The organism is Paracoccus aurantiacus (assembly GCF_007993065.1).
GTDB classification, from domain to species: Bacteria; Pseudomonadota; Alphaproteobacteria; order Rhodobacterales; family Rhodobacteraceae; genus Paracoccus; species Paracoccus aurantiacus.
Map to the genome: position 1 here is coordinate 1 of NZ_VOPL01000007.1, position 16,799 is coordinate 16,799.

The following is a 16,799-nucleotide window of genomic DNA, read 5'->3' on the forward strand; positions in this document are numbered from 1 at the left end:
ATCTGAAAAGAAACGCATATCTCTCTAAACGATGACAACACCGCACCATCAAACAAAGATCGGTGCAACCGTGCGCCATAACGCACCTGTCGCGGGGTAGAGCAGCCCGGTAGCTCGTCAGGCTCATAACCTGAAGGTCGCAGGTTCAAATCCTGCCCCCGCAACCAAAAATAATAAACAAATCAAATGCTTGGATGCCGACCGAAATGGTCAGGCATCCCAATCCCCGTTTTACATCAACGCCACATCAACGTTTGAAGAGACGGGTGGCAGAACCGTACGACGCCTTGGCTCTCAATGCCGCTGATAGTTCGCCTTCGATACTACCACCTCAGCAAAGATTCGTGCGGTCATTGGGCTGATGCTGACCAAACCGACACGCGGGATCGAGGCGGGCCAGTAAAGCTACGGGTGGACTGACCTCGTAGAAGGTCGCCCGACCCCAATTTCGTATCCAGCTTTTTTCTGGGCAGCTAGACTTGGCTAAGCCGCACCGGCCCTTGCAGACTTTGCTTAAGCTGTGCCTCATGGCAGCGTATGCGGCAAAGGGAGACGCGGTTTGTTCATCCAACGGGCGGTAATCAGAAACTACCGCTGCCTTAAGCAGGCAAACGTCACCTTCAATGACAAATTGAACGTCATTGTCGGAAACAACGAGTGTGGCAAATCCACCCTCCTTGAAGCGATCCACCTGGCGCTTACCGGTCAACTCAACGGCCGTCCTCTCCATATTGAACTCCATCCATATCTGTTCAATGTCGATCTCGTTCTTGAGTACATCGAAGCGCTGAAGGCGGGTCTTGCGCAGGCACCGCCATCGATCCTAATTGAGGTGTATCTCGCCGACGATCCGGCCCTTGCGAAGCTCAAAGGCAACAACAATACTCTTGGCCTTGACCTTCCCGGCGTGGCGCTCCTCATTGAACTCAACCCGGCGCACGCAGAGGACTTTGCTCAGTACGTCTCCGACCCTTCGGAAATTCGTACGGTGCCAGTGGAGTACTACTGGATCAAGTGGAGGGACTTCGCCGAGAACGACGTTCTAAATTCGCGCGGCATTCCACTTCGCTCAAGCCTGATCGATGCAAGCACAATCAAGAACAACTCGGCAGCTAGCCGCTACGTTATCGACATCGTGAAGGAGAGCCTTACCTCGAAAGAGAAGGTGGATCTCGCGCTGACTTATCGGCTCATGAAGGATCGCTTTCTTGAAGAGCCGAAGGTCAAGACGATCAACGACGCCCTAGCAGAAAAGAAGGGGAAGATCAGCGACAAGGTTATCTCGGTTTCCCTCGACACGTCCGCTCGGGCGAACTGGGAGGCTGGAATTATGCCTCACCTGGACGATATTCCTTTGTCACTCGTAGGGAAAGGCGAGCAGAATTCGGTCAAGATTAAGCTCGCGATGGAGACGTCGGCAAAATCCCACATTATCCTGATTGAGGAAGCTGAAAATCACCTCTCCTACGCTGGCCTCAACGAACTAATCGGCCACATTGCGGCTAACGCTGGTTCGCGACAGATATTCATCACGACGCACAGCAGCTTTGTTCTCAACAAGCTTGGCGTGGAGTCCGTACTTTTGTTCCTCCGCGGCGAGGGTGTGCGCCTGACCGACCTGAAGGATAAGACTACACAGGACTATTTTATGAAGCTGCCGGGGCACGACACGCTGCGGCTCATCCTTGCGAAGCGTTCGATCCTCGTGGAGGGGCCGTCAGACGAGTTGATTGTCCAACGCGCCTACCAGATGAAGCACGGCAAGATGCCGCTGGAGGATGGGGTTGATGTGATTTCTGTGAATTCGCTTGCCTTTAAACGCTTCCTCGAAATCGCAATCCTCCTAAATAAGACAGCCGATATCGTGACCGACAACGATGCTGATGTCGCTGCGTTGGAAAGAAAATATGCCGACTACCTGAACTCCGACATCGTCAAAATCCAATACGATAAAGACGAAACCGCCCACACGCTTGAGCCCCAGCTCGTGAAGAAGAACGGCTTGGCGACGATCAACGCTGTCCTCGGCAAGAAATTCGCGGATGAGGCAGCCGCTATCGAACACATGGTCAAACACAAAGCTGAGACCGGTCTTAAGTTCTTCGAAACAGACGTGGAGTGGTCGCCTCCGGACTATATCGCCCGTGCCGTGCGCTAATCGCATTGTGATATCCGCCGCCGGAGGCGGAAAGACCACGCGAGTCGTCGATCAGGCGCTAGCGTGGGAACAGGGGCAGGGAGCAACCGCCCTGATCACCTATACACGCAATAATGTCCGTGAAATTCAGCTCAAGGCCTATGAACGCGTACGCACCATTCCCTCCCATTTGGAAGTTATCTCGTGGTACTCGTTTCTGCTGCGGGAGCTTGCCCGTCCCTATCGTTCAGCCATGCACGCGAGTCGGGTTGATGGCATCCACTGGGTTGAAGGAAAGTCGGTCCCCTACATTCCGGCGGCACGGATCAGCGACCACTACTTCCTCGATGGCTCTCGGATATATTCAGACAAGATTGCGAAGTTCGTTTGCGAGTGTGATCGACGATCAGGTGGTGCGATCATGCGACGACTGAAGCAACGCTTCAGCCACATCATCATCGACGAGATCCAGGACATGGCCGGGTACGACCTCGATCTCTTGGAGTTGATATTAAGAGCGGGCGTTTCAGTCACCTTCGTCGGTGACCACCGACAGGCCACATTTGCCACGAACAACGCGTCGAAAAACAAAGCGTTTGCTGGTCCGGCCATCATCAAGAAGTTCGAGCTGTGGAAAAAGGAGGGGCTCGTTGCGATCGAGCACGAAGCCCACACATACCGCTGCAACCAAGCCATTGCGAACTTGGGCGACAGCTTTTTCCCGGACGAGCCGAAGACAATTTCGTGCAACCACAAGCTGACGGGACACGACGGATTGTTTCTCGTCTCAAGCGCTGACGTGGGTGACTACATAACGCGGTTCGCGCCACAGGTGCTTCGGTATTCCGCTGCGACCAAGTGTGATTCTAACGAAGCTATGAATTTCGGCGAGTCAAAGGGCCTCACCTTCGATCGGGTCTTGATCTACCCGCACGGGCCAGCTCGCAAATGGCTCGCGTCGGGCGACATCAGTCATGTAGCAAAATCCGCGACGAAAATGTACGTGGCCGTCACACGCGCTCGATACAGCGTGGCCTTCGTATACGACGGAAAGGTTTGCAGCGTCGCCGCTACCAAATGGGTGCCAGCATGACCCAAGCTTTTAGACGGCAAGAATGACCGAAAAATCTGTGACACAGTTTGCTCTCGATCACGAACGCCTCGCTTCGGCGAACGACGGTTTCGAAGCGGGACCGACCTTCAATGCATGTCTGAATGCCCATGGAATGTATGAAACAATGCGGTTCGTGCTGCGCTTAAGTCCACGCAATCATGAACTTATGGAGAGGATCGAGTCGAACGAATTTGATGCAAGCGCCGCTCCAGCTGATTTAATTCAGGCTTACTCGACTTACATTCACGAGACCATTCATTGGTGGCAGCATGTCGGATCCACATCGGGTCTGCTGTTCAGCCTCAGCTACCTTGCTCAATGTCATTCAAGCATGGGTGAGCTCAAGGAGGTGCTCGCCACAATCGGTGCCAAAAAGCCCCTGAAAGGCTATACGGACCAGATGCTTCTGAAAGAGGGGCACTCGGCACAGGCAAAGCTTGCAGCGGCTAATGCGGCCGTGAACAACGCTCTCGACGTCGAGTACTACAAATACTACGCCTATGAGCCTCGTGAGAACATTCATTGGATGATCGAGGAAAATCACTTCGAGTCAGTGGGGCACGGATATTTCATCGTCTACGGCCAGCTCGTGGGTATGATCGCCGATGCGATTGACCCGGAGTTCAAAATTCTGCCCAAAATGTCTGAATGGGATGCCGAGGTGCAGCGTCTCAATGCCGCTCAGCATGAGGGGTTTTACTGGCGCTCGCCGGTTCGCTTGCCTGCTACTGGCATGCGCGCGATCTATGAGGGGCAAGCAAGATTCATCCAGCTCCAATTCCTGAACAACACGCAGGAGGAGCCACTCTCAGTCACCGATCTGCGCGATATGGGGTATTTTTCGGGAATCTATGTCGAAGCCTTCGAGCGCTTCCTCGAGCTTGCCGATGCGGAATGGCCGGAGCATTTGGATGATCCGCTGATCGGGTTGTTCCTGCTTGTGTGCGACCTATCGATCAATCCGACGCGTGGGTTGCCTCTGGATGTAACGAGTTTCGAGGATCTGATACTTGACGTGGATGTTGGTGTCCGCTTCACGAAGCTTTGCTTTTGCGTGAAGGAGCTGCCGCACTTGAAGCGGTCCATCACCGAATACTCTAGGGAGGAGTACGTCGTTGTATCCGGGGAACTGACGAAAGCTGCGGGGTACGACCACCCCATGGAGGGGCTGAGCGCTGTCTTGAAATGGCTTGAAAAGGCTCCGGGCCTTCCCAAGCTGATGGAGGAGTATCGCACGTTCGAGTACGAGCCCATGAATCTTCCGATCAGGGTGTTCCTCTCCCACTTCGTCGCGCTGTGCCAGGATAAGATGGAGCACCCCGAGTTCTTCTGTTGGCCCGGCGCCTACCTGGCAGGTGACAAGAACAAGAAGGAAGTGCGCGACGTATGGCTGCGCCATCTGTCGCTGTTCAGCGATCGGGGCGACAAGGAGGGCGTTTATCCAAGGAGGTGGACGAACCGCACGGAGAAGGCTGTCATGGATACCTTTCAGCGCTTCTACAGCACGATGGCTCTCTATGATCTGACTAGGCAGTGGCTCCTTAAAGACGGCCCCTTTGTCTGCGACTTCCGTTGGTTGTTCGAGAACTATGATCAGACGCAAGCGGAGGCGTGGGGGAACGAATCATTTAAGAAGCTGTATGGAGTCGCTCTAGACGACTTTGAGCTTGTCCAATGATCAGAGCGGAAGTTGGTCATGTCTAGAAGCGTTTGAGCGAATCACGTCAGCGGGCGACATCGGCCAATTGCGCCGCGCGTTGTTTGAGTAGTCGCTTGTACAGTTTTGCTGTGAGCGCCATGCCGCAATGCCGACAGTCGGCTTCCCGAGCTAATTCCTGTATTCGCGGGGTTCTTACTTGCTTTGATCTACTTGTTCTGCATTTGTTCTCGCCTATGACGCGCCGCAGCACACCTCAAGCCAAGATCGACGATTCGGCCTTCCCGGTCCGGGTGTTGATCTGCGTACCGGAGATGGGTTTTGGCCGCTGGTCCGATGCGCTGCATGAGTGGCTGGCGACTCGGATCGGCAGGGGAAACTATGCCTGGCATGGTGGCGGGCGCGGCGGCACGCGGGACCGGATTGCACTCTATTTCCGTGAACCGGATGCGGCCAGCGCCTGCCTGACCGCCTTTCCGGATCTGGAACTGGCTGACGGAACCTGCCTGCCGGGCTACAGTTCACCCTATCTGCCCTTTGGCCGTTCCGAGGACGACGATACCGTGTGCAATCTTTATAATCAGACCACCACGCAGGAGGCGATGCGCCAGCTTTTCAAGGGGCTGACCATGACTGACCGAGCGGGCAATGTCGCGCCGGGCAAGGTCTATCCGGATCAGCTGGCTCCGATCGTCCGCCATGATGGCAATTCGCTGGAATTGGTGAAGGCACGGTGGGGGATGCCATCGCCGCCTTCTGTCCTGAAGACCCAGCGGGATCCAGGCGTCACCAATGTCCGCAACCTGACCTCGCCACATTGGCGGCGCTGGTTCGGCCCCGCGCATCGCTGCCTGGTGCCGGTCACGGCTTTCGCCGAGCCGATCAAGGGCGGCAATCAGTGGTTCGCGCCCTCGGAAGCAGACACGCCGATGTTCTTCGCCGGGATCGAGGTCCGTGGCTGGACTTCGGTCCGGAAGGTGAAGGATGGCGAAACCACCGACGATCTCTATGCCTTTCTGACCTGCGCGCCCAGTGCCGAGGTGAAATCTGTGCATCCGAAAGCCATGCCGGTCATCCTGACCGATCCCCGGGATTGGGAGACCTGGCTTTCGGCGCCGATCGAAATCGCCAGCAAGCTGCAACGCCCGCTGCCGGATGGCGCATTGGCGCTGGTGGATGCCCCGGCCGAGGCGTCCTGACATCGGCGATCAGCCCGCACACACCCGCGCCTGCGCGCGCATGACAGCGTAATCCGCCATCATCCCGACTAGAACGGCATCGTCGGGCAGCGCCTCCAACTCCGCCGCCGCCCTGTCGCGCGCGGCCTGATCGTAAGCGACCACCGGCGAGCAGATCGCGCCGCCCCGATCAGAACCGTCCGTCGCGCAGGCGCTCAGCAAGCTCGTCGCGATCACGAGGGCGGTTGCTGGCTGCCTCCAGCATGCGGCGTTGAATGTCATTCTGTCGCTCCATCTGTTTCAGGCGTTCGGCGTGGCGGCCGGCGGTTTCGCCTGCCCGCCGCAGGTTGATGAGGAAAAGCAGGACCGCGCCGATCAGCGCGGCCCCGATGATCAGACGCCGCGCCCAGTGCGACGCCAGCAGCGCAACGAGGGCGCCCATCACCGTCTTCCCCGGTTCCAGTCGTCGAGCCTGGCCCAGACGGTCAGGCCGATCCCGGCCAGCGCCATCGCGATGAAGGCCCAGCGCAGAGTGTCGAGATAGGGGATCAGCGGCTCGATGGCCGATTGCGCATCGCCGAGCGCGTCCTGAGCAATTTCGATGCCTGCCGCTCCGACGGTGGCAATCCCGGCCGCGCCGCTGCCCTTCATGGTCCGGCTGTCGGCCAGATGTTCCCGCGCCGGTGGCTGATCCTCGGCGAAGGGGATGGCGCGGGCCGGGAAGGGATCGCCCCAGCGCCGTGCGGGGCCAAGATCGATATGCATGAAGCCCGAGCGGGGATAGCTGCCGAAACCCAGAAAGCCCTCAGCTCGCGCTGCCTTTTCGAATGTGGTCGGATCGTGATTGGCCATGGAGATGTCGAAGGCCGCGCCTTCCAGGTGCTTCGAACGTTTGGCGCCACGCACCCGGGCATTGTGCTCGGGGCTGCGATAGGCCGAGTTCACGATCAGCGGCTTGCCGAGGCGGATGCGCAGGGCCTGCAGCCGGTCGAGGGCTTGCTCGTGGATCAGGATCGCGCCGGTGCCGCGGCAGGCGATTTCGGCGGGCGAGAAGTTGGGCCAGCGCCAGCGGTCTTTCGGCACGTCGCGCCAGTGGCTGTAGAAACGGGTGGTCATGGATATCCTCCGGATAAAGAAAAGGCCCACCGGATTGGCGGGCCGTGGGGTGAATGGAATGTGGTGCGTTTGGCGGTGATCGCCGCCCAGCGCGTCAGCCGCCCTCGCCGAAGAGCTTCAGCTTCAGGGCGATCCCGGCCAGCAGGGTCAGGATGAGACCTGCTGTCAGCATGCGGATCACGGTCTGGGCGGCGGTGCGGCGCATGAGGCGAATGCCTTCCAGGAGCGCCCGCAGATCGCGAATGTCGAGGGCCGCTTCCCTGCCATCGAGCCCGGCGTCCACGAGGGCACGGCGCGCGCCTTCCTGCGCGGCGCGGGCGAGCAGTTCTTCAAACTCGCTCTCGGTCATCTGCAGCATGTCGTCGAGGCGTTTGGGTGTCATCCGATCTTCGCTCCCCAGAATGTGGTGTGGTCGGCCGCGAAATATCCATCCGCCGCCCGGAATGTGCCCTGCAGCGCGACGGTGTCGCCCGCATTGAGGCTGGCCATGGTCTGCAGCCAGACGGCGGTGGCCTCGGACACATGCGCGCTGGAAATCTCGCCGAAAGAGCCCCGAATTTCCGTCGATCCGTTCAGGACCAGCCGCCCGCGCATCCGGGCGCTGGTATTGGCATTGATCTTGTAGAGAAGGGACGCGCCGAAGAGATAGGTGCCTGCCACCGGCGCGACGAAACGGTTGGTCGAGGCATCGAAACAGCCCTGATCGTTATATTCGGCCACGTTGATGCCGAGCGTCGTCCAGCTGTCGGTCGCGACGTAATTGTCGTAATTGGTGAAGGCCTTGAAGCGCGGCAGGTTCGGCTGGTCTGCGATGCCCGTCGCCGGATCGACGCCCAGCGCATCGCGAAAACTCGACCCATCCGGCGAGACGGCGATGCGCAACAGGCCCGATCCGAACATCCCGATCAGGGCCCGGGTGGAAAACCCGGTCTGCAGGACCAGCCCGGCATCGTTGCTCGCCGTTTCCCGGTTCAGGGTCTGGGTGAGATCGCCGCTGCCGCCGTCGGCTGCGTAGAGGGCTGTCCAGAGAGCGTTGTTCAGCTTGGCCGAAAAGGGCGCGCCCGCGCTGGCCACCATGCCGATGCCGAGCCGGGTCAGATCGTCGAGCGCGGCCGGGATCACCGGCTGCCAGCCCGCGCCGTTCCGGACCAGCAGCACTGCCTCATCCTCGACCCATGCCCGCCAGCCCTCGCGTGGCGGCAGGCGCAGCCAAGCGCCATCGGTCCAGAGAGCGACGTTCAGATCCCAGCCCGCCCAGCCGCCGGTTGCACCTGAGGCGACGATATAGCGATCACCGTCAGACGGGCCAGCCGGTGGCGAGATTTCGCTGCGGCTCTTGACCGAAAGCTGGACCAGCCCGTCGAGCAGACGCAGGGCTTCGTTATGGGTGACGTGTTTCTGCGCCTGCGCCGCCATCAGATAGGGCAGCAGCAGGTTGGTGGTACTGTCGGACATGGTGATCTTCCGGGTTAGTTCAGAGATAGAGGGTTGTGGTGACGGCGGTACCGCGCCCGATGCGGGCTGAGAGCTGGCAGATGCGGATGGTCAGGCTGTCGCTTGGTGTCAGTTCTGCGCCCCAATCGGCGGTCTGTTGCGCGGCGGTGTACGTGACCGAGGGCGCAGTGCTGGTCAGGGTCCGCTTCACGTCCGCGCCGTCCATGATCCGGACCTCATAGCTTTCCAGTTCTTCGCTCAGTGGCACTTCCATGCCCTGCCAGCTGTCGGCGGCGAGGCTGCGGGACCGGCGCGTCCAGCGAAGGGTCAGATCGCCAGGGCTATGCGGGCGCCGCCATGGCTGGGTGACATGGACCGGCGCAAACGGCCGCAGTCCTTCGCCCTCGGGCGTGAAGCTCATCGCTGTGAAGGTGTCGCTGCTGACCGGATGGCGGGCGGGACCGATGCGCCAGTTGAACGGGATGCCGACATCGGCCTCGGACACTGGCAGCGGGGTCAGGGCCTCGTTCAGCATCACCACCCGCGCCCCGGCCGGGGTGGGATTGCCCATGGCATGCTCCGTGCCGCGCTGGCCGCGCAGGAGCCGGGTCAGGCGGTATCGCCCCGGCGCGATCAACTCGGCACGGCCCGCCTGGACGATCTCCCAGCGCCCCGGCGCGGTCTCCACCGCCAGCGGATTCGCCCCACCGAAAAGCGCCAGATCGCTGACGCTGTCCAGCTGGCCGCTGGCGAGATCGAGGATCAGGACATTGCCCATGTCAAAGCGCGAGGTGGGGCCGGGCCAGAGGTCCGATGCGAGACGGCCCATGTGCGCGCGGCGCCGCACCGTGGTCAGCAATTCGAACCCGTCCGTGCCGGGGCTGCGGTACACCGCCAGCGCGCCAGGCCAAGGTTTTGCGGTCGTCGCGATCAGCGGCTGACGCGCGGGGATATCATCTCGCAGCTGCGGCAGGTCGAGCAGAATGACCTCCGGCGGCCCGAAGGTCACCGCGCGGGGCAGGGTCGCCGGGCGCTCGGCGCCGGGCGGCAGGTCATAGGCCTCCCGGTCCTGCCGCACGGCTTCGACGCCGCGCGCTTCTGCATCGGCAATGGCGGTCAGGCGGAACAGTTGGACCCGCCCGTCGTGATCCAGCGCGATGACATCCGCCGGGTCGAGCGCCAGTTTCGAGGGCGGCATCCGAAACACCGCGCTTTCCCGGCCCGCCCAGGCCTCTTGCAATGCCCGGCGGCAGCGGCGCTCGGCCTCTTCCGGCGGCACGGCCATCGGAAAACTCTCGGAGGCGATGCGGCTGGTGTCGACGGTAATGCGCGCGGCTTCGACCAGTGCCGCGTCATAGTCTTCGTCGGCCCGGGCCACCTGCCATTTGAGGGCCTGCGGCAGTTCGGTCTCCTGGGCCCGGGTCAGCTCGATCGCCTCGCCATCCGCATTGCCCGCGACCAGATCATCATGGCTGATGGTGGCAACCGGTGCCCTCCCGCGCATGACAAAACGGATCAGGCCCTCGCTCTCGACCGCATCGAAGCCGAAATGCCGCGCCAGCATGGTGATCGAGGCGCGGGGGCTTTCCAGCGCGGTGATCGCGTAGCCCTCGGCCGCGCCCCAGAGCCCCGAAACATCGATGCGGGCTTCCGGCAACTCGGCGCGCAGGCAGAGATGGCGGACGAGGGCGGCGAGGGAGACCGCGCCGAGCCGCCCGGTCAGCCAGTGTCCCAGTCGCCAGTTCGCGCCATCGGTCCAGACATCGCCCAGAGCGGGAAAGAACGGATAGGGCCGGGCGTCCCAGGTCCAGGCGGCGCATTCTGAAATCTCGATCATGCGCTGGCCGGTGACAGCCGAGACCGGGTTGTTCGCGGGCTGACCCCAGAAGAGATAGGACGCTTCGAGGTAGGCGCGCTGGATGGCATCGTCGCGCCAGCCGCGCGAAAAATACGGTACGAAGCTTTCCGAGGATTTGGGGTCGTAGAAGACATTGGGCTGATTGGTGCCACGGTCGATGGCCGGACAGCCAAGCTCGGTGAAGCGGATCGGCTTTGATTGCGGTACCCATGGCGTCGGCGTCGTAATCTCGACTCCACCCGGTCGGTCGAAATGCCGGTTCGACCACCAGCCCAAAATATCTTTGGGGCGGAAGACCCAGGGCTTGCCCAGCGCACCATCGCTGATCGGGGTCCGGATCTGCGCCGCGCGGTCGGTATCCGAGGCATAGAACCAGTCGAATCCCTCGCCGCCGGAAATATTCGACTGCAGATAGGCGCGGTCATGGATCGCGGGCCAGCCAGCCCGCGCGTCCAGATGATCGAACCCGTCGCGCCAGTCGGAAAGCGGCAGGTAATTGTCGATGCCGATGAAATCGATGTTCTGGTCGGCCCAGAACGGATCGAGATGGAAGAAGACATCGCTGCTGCCATCGCCCGGCTGATGCCCGAAATATTCCGACCAATCGGCCGCATAGCTGATTTTCGTGGCCGGTCCGAGGATGGTGCGCACATCGGCGGCCAGCGCTCGGAAGGCCGCGACTGCCGGATAGGTATTCGCGCCCGCACGGATCGTGGTCAGCCCGCGCATCTCCGATCCGATGAGGAAGGCATCGACACCGCCCGCCGCCGCGCAGAGATGGGCGTAATGCAGCACCATGCGCCGCAAGCCATGGTCACCCGGATCGCCGATCCAGCGGACCTCGTCACCCGTGACGGTGAAATCACCTACGCTGCCGTTTCCGAAGAAAGCCGCGACCTGATCTGCAGCCGCCTCTGTCTTGTCGACGGTCCCTGACTGTCCGGCGGCGGGCGAACAGGTGATCCGCCCGCGCCATGGAAATGCGGGCTGGCCTATCCCGGCGGCATTGTCCGAATAGGGATCCGGCAGGGTGTTGCCGGCCGGGACATCCATCAGAATGAAGGGATAGAAGGTGACGCGCAGCTCTTGTGCCTTCATTTCCCGGATCGCCTGCACCACCGCGAAATCCGCAGGCGTGCCGCCATAGACCGGACGGTCCTCGACATCGCGGCTGACCAGATGCGCCTGATTGCGGCTGATGCCATTCACGGACCATGTCTTCGGACTGCTGGCCTTCTCGGCCACCTCGACGCCGGGCCGGATGCTGCAGGATCCGCAGCGCAGGTCATTGCCGAACCACGCCACAACCAGACTGACACTTTCCACTTTCGGCGCCATGGCCTGCAGCCGGTCCAGCGCCACGATCATGTCCGGGCTGCCCGGCGCGGCGTTCAGGTTCTCGGCCGTGCTTTCTCCGCCACCACCTTTGCGCACGGCTTCGGTGGCATAGGTGAACTCGCCCGAGGCCGGGATCAGCGTGACGGCGCGGGTCAGGCCTTCGGCCGTGTCGGGATCGGCGAGCGGCCGGAATACTTCGAAGGAGAGCTGGGGCAGGCGATTGCCGTAATCACCCAGCGGCAGATCCTCGAAGACAACATAGGCGGTGCCGCGAAAGGCGGGGGTGGACTCCACGCCCATGGTGGCGGCAATGAAGGGATCGGGCTGCTGCGTCGCGCTGCCGGGATACCAGCGCCAGGTAATCCCCGATATGTCGAGCGGTTTGCCATCGGCCCAGATGCGGCCGATGCCGGTGATGTCACCTTCACACAATGCGACCGCGAAGGAGGCATAATAGAGATATTCCGTGGTCTCGACCTTGGGCCCGCCGCCCTTACCGCCGCCCTGTCGGCTGGTTTTGGTCTCTTCACGGAAATCCGTGGCCCAGACGATATTGCCGGCTATGCGCATGCGGCCGAAGACGCGCGGAATGACCGCGCCCTCGGTCGAGGCGGTGATGCGCAGATTGTCGAGCCGGGCGCCCTCGATGCGCTGGGCCGGGGCGAGGGATGAGACAATCCAGCTGTCCACGGCCGCGCCGATGGTGGAGCCGATCATGCCGCCGATGGCGGCACCGGAAAATCCGAGGATCGCGCCCCCGAAGCCGCCGCCAATCGTGGCGCCGACCGAGGCGAGAACTAAAGTTGCCATGGAAAAGTCTCAGATGCTGGGGAAGAGGAAGGCGAAACCGATGCGGCGGTACCAGGCTTGTGTCAGGGGTTCTTCGATGACGCCCAGCCGCTCATAGGCGTGGATGAAGCGGTCAGGCGCGGTCAGAATGCCGACATGTTTGGCGATGGCGCTCGCCCTCATTCGGAACAGGATCAGCGCGCCAGGGATCACGTCGCGCGGGTCAATCTCGATCATCATCCGCCGCGCGCCTTCGGCCAGCACCTCGCGGGCGCCCGTCTCGCCCCAGTCGCGGCTATAGGGCGGGATCGGAAAGGGCTCGTCGCCGACCAATTCTCGCCAGACGCCGCGCGCCATCCCGAGGCAGTCGCAGCCGACCCCTTTGAGGCTGGCCTGATCGTGATAGGGCGTGCCCAGCCAGCTGCGCGCGGCGGCGATGATGCGGTCGGGATCGGCGGCGGTTTGCGACCGGATCAAAGCACGCCTCCGTCATGACCGCCATCCTGCGAGGCATAGCGCAGGATCGCGTCCTGGCCGGGGATATGCGGAAAGCCCCGGAAGTTGACCACATTCCCGAACTTCCGGGCGCAGGTGGCGATGCGCTTGTCGCAGCCAGCGCAGATGGTGAAGCGGTCACCCGCGCCAATGGGACGGATCGGCGCTTCCAGCAGCGTGATGACGGTAATGCCAACGCTGCGATCATGGGCCAGAACCTCCGCGCGGCGACCGGCATTGGCACCAGAGGACCAGACCAGCGTGCCGAAGCGGAACCAGCCGGCTGCAAAGCCACCGAGCCCGGAGGCGATGAAGGCCCGGTCGCGAAGGCTGTCGATGACGGTGCCGCTGCCGCGAAATGCCGGATCCTCGAGATCGACGCCACAGCGAGGATCGCCCAGCGCGGCGTCGCAGCTGGCCTGAAATGTCCGCCCGACGGTCTGACCGAGGATATGGGACATCGATCGGATCTCGGCCAAGAAGGCATGCCGTCCGCGCCTTATCTGCCCGATGGCGCCGCGCCGCATCAGCACCCGCTGATTTGTCGCCTGCCAGTTGACGCGCCAGAGCTCGACTTCGGCATTGTCCCAGCGCCCGTCGAGAATATCGGACTCAGAAATCCGGTCGGAGCGCAGCGCGCCCGCCGCGTCCTGCGCATCGACTGAGAGATCAGCGCCGGACCGGATCTCGCTCGCCGTCAGCCCGCTTTCCGGCTCGAACTCCGTGCCGTCGAACGATAATACCCGGTCATGGTCAGTGAAGCCGAAAGCCGTGCCATCGGCGCGGGTGATGCGCCAGCACCAGGCGAGCGTCGTGGTGCCGCTGTCGAGATGGACCCGCAATGCGGACGGAATGGTCTTCATCGCCGGATCTCCAGCAGTGGAATGGAGGTGATGGAGCCCAGCCGCTCGATATCCAGCGTCACGTCCAGCACGTCGCTGTCGAAACGGACCGGCACGTCGAATTCGAACCCGGCCGTGATGGCGATGCCGGCGGACGGCGCGGTGTCGAAGCTGACAAGGCCGGTCTTGTGATCGACCGACCAGCCGGAGCCCTGAGACACGCCGCTCAGGGCGATCCGGACTGTCCCAGCGACTGGCTTGGTGATCGCCCGGGTCCATGCTTGGCCGCCAGAGGCATAGCGTTTGATCAGTTGGAAGCTGGTCGTTACCCCATCTCCGATCCCGATCTGCTGATCCATTGCTGCTGGCGCCCGCGAAGGCAGGCAGGACCGATGATCGGCCCAGTCCTTGAACCGAAAGCCATAGAGCCGCCCGTTCCGTGCCTCGAAGAAGGCCACGACCGCCGCCAGATCGTCGGCACGGCGGATGCCGTAGCTGACGTCATAGCGGCGGCGCGAATTGGCCCAACTCGCGTTGCGCTCTTCGTCGCCGCTTGCCAGTTCGACGATCTGGGTGCGTCGTTCCGGCCCACCGCGTGCGCCGCGGCTGATAGTGTCCGGAAACCGGACCTCGTGGAATGCCATGGCCTGATTTCTCCTTTATAACCCGCGTCGGCCGAGCGAGACGGCGCGGGCGATATCGGCGGCGATCTGGGTGCGGGATTGCCGGAAGCTTTCGGCGTCGCGGGCGTTGATGTTGACCGTGACGCCATTGCCGTATTCCTGCGCCTCGCGGCGAGACAGCACCCGTTCGCCACGTTGTAGGATGGCCGGTACCTCGTCATGACGCAGTCCGACCATGCCGCCAGCATGCATGCGCGGTGCCCCGGCAAAGGTCAGCGCCGGGATCATTCGGCCAGGACCTGTGGCACCAACCATCCCGCCCGTGTGCATGATGCTGGCAAAGATTCCGCCCGCGCCGCCCAGCGCGCCCGAAAGCGCGTTGGCGATGGGCCCGAGCAGGAACCGCCGGGCGGCCAGCTTTGAGAGATCGGCCAGCAGCGAGGTGACCAGATCGCGGAAATCGAGCTTGCCGGTCTTTACGAATTCGCCGACCGCGTTCTCGGCACTCTGGAATGCGCTGACCAGCGCCTGACCGATATCGGCACCAATGTCCTTTGCTTTCCCGGCATAATCCGACAGCGCCTCTGTCACGGCCTTCCAGCCGGTGGCTGTCGCCTCGGTGGCGGGTTTTGCCTCTTCGGCTGCAGCCTTGCCTGCGGCCCCGGCCTCTTTCGCGGCAACACCTGCACCGGTCGCGGCCGTTTCCACATCGCCCAGCGCATCCTCGTAACGCCCGGCAGCTTCCGCTGCGATGTCCAGCGCCTCGCCGCCGACATCATCCCCGCCCGACATTGCCGTGCGCAGCGCCTCCATGGCCGGTCCGACGCCATCGAAGGCGGAAGCCCGGCTGGAACTGGCCCGGTCGCGATAGCGGCCCGCCATATGGGCCGAATTGCTGGCGGCATGTTCCAGCATGGACGCCCGGCCCAGCGCCTCGAACACATCGATACGGGTATCCGATCCGATCTCTTCCGCCACCTTGTTGAAAGTCGGCGCGATCATCCCCAGAAAATCCGCCCATTTGCCGGCGAGGAAGGCCATCAGTCGGGTCCAGATCGCCTCGATCTCTGATTGCATGGCCCGGAAATCGTCGGCGAAGGAGAGGGCGGTGATCTTGATCCCCTCCCAGACCGCCTTGGCGACATCGCCCATCAGGGCCATGGCATTGCCGAAGCCGCCTGCGCCTTTGACCAGCTTCGTGAACTGATAGACCAGTTCCCCGGCGCCGACGATCAGGGCTCCGATGCCGGTGCGGATCAGCGCGCCGCGCAGCACCACCAGTGCGGTGGCGAGACCCCGGACGGAGAGTGCCGCCGCCGCCAGCCCCGCCACCCAGCGCCCGGCCATGAAACCGGCAAAGCTGGCCGCATAGGTGGAGAGCCTGCCGATCTGGTCGAAAAGCCCGCTGATTGCCATCCCCAGCGGCCCGGTGCGGCTGGCCAGCGCCGCCATGGCATCGGCGACAGCTTCCAACGCGGGGGCTGCAGCCACCGCCAGCTGGTTCGAGAGCCCGCGCCAGACCAGCCCCAGCCGGGAGATCGCGTCATTCGTGCGCTCGATCCGGTCGGCATCCTGTTCCGAGACCACGACCCCGAAGGCGCGGACATCCTCGGTCGCCTGGCGCAAGGTCGCGGTGTCGATGCGTGACATGGCGATCGAACCTTCCTCGCCGAAGAGTTGCCCGGCCACCGCCGCGCGCTGGGCGACGGGGACGAAAGCCTCGATGGCGGCATTGATCGCACCGACGCGTTGGTCCAGTGGCAGGGCCAACAGATCAGCGGCGGTCAGGCCCAGCCGTTCCAGCGCATCCGCCGCCGGGCCACCGCCCGCCGCCGCCTGGCTGAGCCGCCGGGTCAGATCCTTGGTCGCCTGTTCGATGCCGGACATCGACACGCCGGCCAGTTCACCCGCGCGCTCCAGCGTCTGGATCGAGGCAACCGTCGTGCCGAGCGATTGCGCCAGTTTTGCCTGCGCATCTACCGTCTGCAGCCCGGACCGGACCATGGCGATGCCCGCTGCCGTGGCTGCGGCGACGGCAGCGGCAGCCGCCACGCCGACCTTGCGCGTAAACCCGGCCATGCGGGCATTCGCCGCCTCCATCTCTCGCGAGAGCCGCCCGAAGCCGCGCGATCCGGCCTCGCCGACGCCCTCCAACTCCGCACGCACCTGCCGTCCGCCCACCGCCGCGAGGCGGACGCTGACGCGTTTTTCTGCCATG

The 16,799-nt window shown here is 62.7% G+C and carries 14 protein-coding genes and 1 tRNA gene; 5 read left to right on the forward strand and 10 right to left on the reverse strand.

The annotated features are described in order from the left end of the window. Positions 1-90 precede the first annotated feature (90 nt). The 5 genes from FQV27_RS14855 to FQV27_RS19175 all read left to right on the forward strand — a co-directional run bounded on the left by FQV27_RS14855 (position 91) and on the right by FQV27_RS19175 (position 6,107). Positions 91-167: transfer RNA gene (locus tag FQV27_RS14855), tRNA-Met, on the forward strand. Between the two features lie 392 nt (positions 168-559). Further along, entirely contained in the window at positions 560-2,158 is a 1,599-nt protein-coding gene (locus FQV27_RS14860) for an AAA family ATPase (protein WP_147100010.1), read from the forward strand. Between the two features lie 7 nt (positions 2,159-2,165). Then, positions 2,166-3,230 carry a UvrD-helicase domain-containing protein gene (locus FQV27_RS14865; protein ID WP_246133124.1) on the forward strand — a complete coding sequence of 355 codons (1,065 nt, stop codon included), beginning with the start codon at positions 2,166-2,168 and terminating at the stop codon, positions 3,228-3,230. A gap of 22 nt (positions 3,231-3,252) precedes the next feature. After that, the gene (locus FQV27_RS14870; protein WP_147100014.1) at positions 3,253-4,929 is read left to right on the forward strand and encodes a hypothetical protein; all 1,677 of its coding nucleotides are present in this window, start codon (positions 3,253-3,255) and stop codon (positions 4,927-4,929) included. Positions 4,930-4,961: 32 nt separating this feature from the next. Next, on the forward strand, positions 4,962-6,107 hold the full coding sequence (locus tag FQV27_RS19175) for an SOS response-associated peptidase (protein WP_246133125.1): 1,146 nt from the start codon (positions 4,962-4,964) through the stop codon (positions 6,105-6,107). 9 nt (positions 6,108-6,116) lie between these two features. Here the strand turns inward: FQV27_RS19175 and FQV27_RS19305 are convergent, their stop codons facing one another. From FQV27_RS19305 to FQV27_RS14925, 10 genes are all read right to left on the reverse strand, one after another. Then, positions 6,117-6,251 carry a hypothetical protein gene (locus FQV27_RS19305; RefSeq protein ID WP_342779891.1) on the reverse strand — a complete coding sequence of 45 codons (135 nt, stop codon included), beginning with the start codon at positions 6,249-6,251 and terminating at the stop codon, positions 6,117-6,119. A gap of 25 nt (positions 6,252-6,276) precedes the next feature. Further along, positions 6,277-6,528 carry a hypothetical protein gene (locus FQV27_RS14885; RefSeq protein WP_147100346.1) on the reverse strand — a complete coding sequence of 84 codons (252 nt, stop codon included), beginning with the start codon at positions 6,526-6,528 and terminating at the stop codon, positions 6,277-6,279. Beyond that, the gene (locus FQV27_RS14890) at positions 6,528-7,202 is read right to left on the reverse strand and encodes a YcbK family protein (protein WP_147100018.1); all 675 of its coding nucleotides are present in this window, start codon (positions 7,200-7,202) and stop codon (positions 6,528-6,530) included. The genes FQV27_RS14885 and FQV27_RS14890 overlap by 1 nt, the downstream gene beginning before the upstream one ends. A 94-nt stretch (positions 7,203-7,296) precedes the next feature. Next, positions 7,297-7,584: a DUF6127 family protein gene (locus FQV27_RS14895; RefSeq protein WP_147100020.1), complete on the reverse strand. Its 288-nt coding sequence runs from the start codon at positions 7,582-7,584 to the stop codon at positions 7,297-7,299. Further along, the gene (locus FQV27_RS14900) at positions 7,581-8,657 is read right to left on the reverse strand and encodes a DUF2793 domain-containing protein (RefSeq protein ID WP_147100022.1); all 1,077 of its coding nucleotides are present in this window, start codon (positions 8,655-8,657) and stop codon (positions 7,581-7,583) included. Before FQV27_RS14900 ends, FQV27_RS14895 begins: the two co-directional genes overlap by 4 nt. 19 nt (positions 8,658-8,676) lie before the next feature. After that, positions 8,677-12,642, reverse strand: a complete 3,966-nt coding sequence (locus FQV27_RS14905) for a baseplate multidomain protein megatron (RefSeq protein ID WP_147100024.1) — start codon at positions 12,640-12,642, stop codon at positions 8,677-8,679. Between the two features lie 9 nt (positions 12,643-12,651). Further along, on the reverse strand, positions 12,652-13,098 hold the full coding sequence (locus FQV27_RS14910; protein ID WP_147100026.1) for a C40 family peptidase: 447 nt from the start codon (positions 13,096-13,098) through the stop codon (positions 12,652-12,654). After that, positions 13,095-13,979 carry a DUF2163 domain-containing protein gene (locus FQV27_RS14915; RefSeq protein ID WP_147100030.1) on the reverse strand — a complete coding sequence of 295 codons (885 nt, stop codon included), beginning with the start codon at positions 13,977-13,979 and terminating at the stop codon, positions 13,095-13,097. The genes FQV27_RS14910 and FQV27_RS14915 overlap by 4 nt, the downstream gene beginning before the upstream one ends. Then, the gene (locus FQV27_RS14920) at positions 13,976-14,602 is read right to left on the reverse strand and encodes a DUF2460 domain-containing protein (protein ID WP_147100034.1); all 627 of its coding nucleotides are present in this window, start codon (positions 14,600-14,602) and stop codon (positions 13,976-13,978) included. Before FQV27_RS14920 ends, FQV27_RS14915 begins: the two co-directional genes overlap by 4 nt. A gap of 15 nt (positions 14,603-14,617) precedes the next feature. Continuing rightward, the gene (locus FQV27_RS14925) at positions 14,618-16,798 is read right to left on the reverse strand and encodes a phage tail tape measure C-terminal domain-containing protein (RefSeq protein ID WP_147100038.1); all 2,181 of its coding nucleotides are present in this window, start codon (positions 16,796-16,798) and stop codon (positions 14,618-14,620) included. Position 16,799 lies beyond the last annotated feature (1 nt).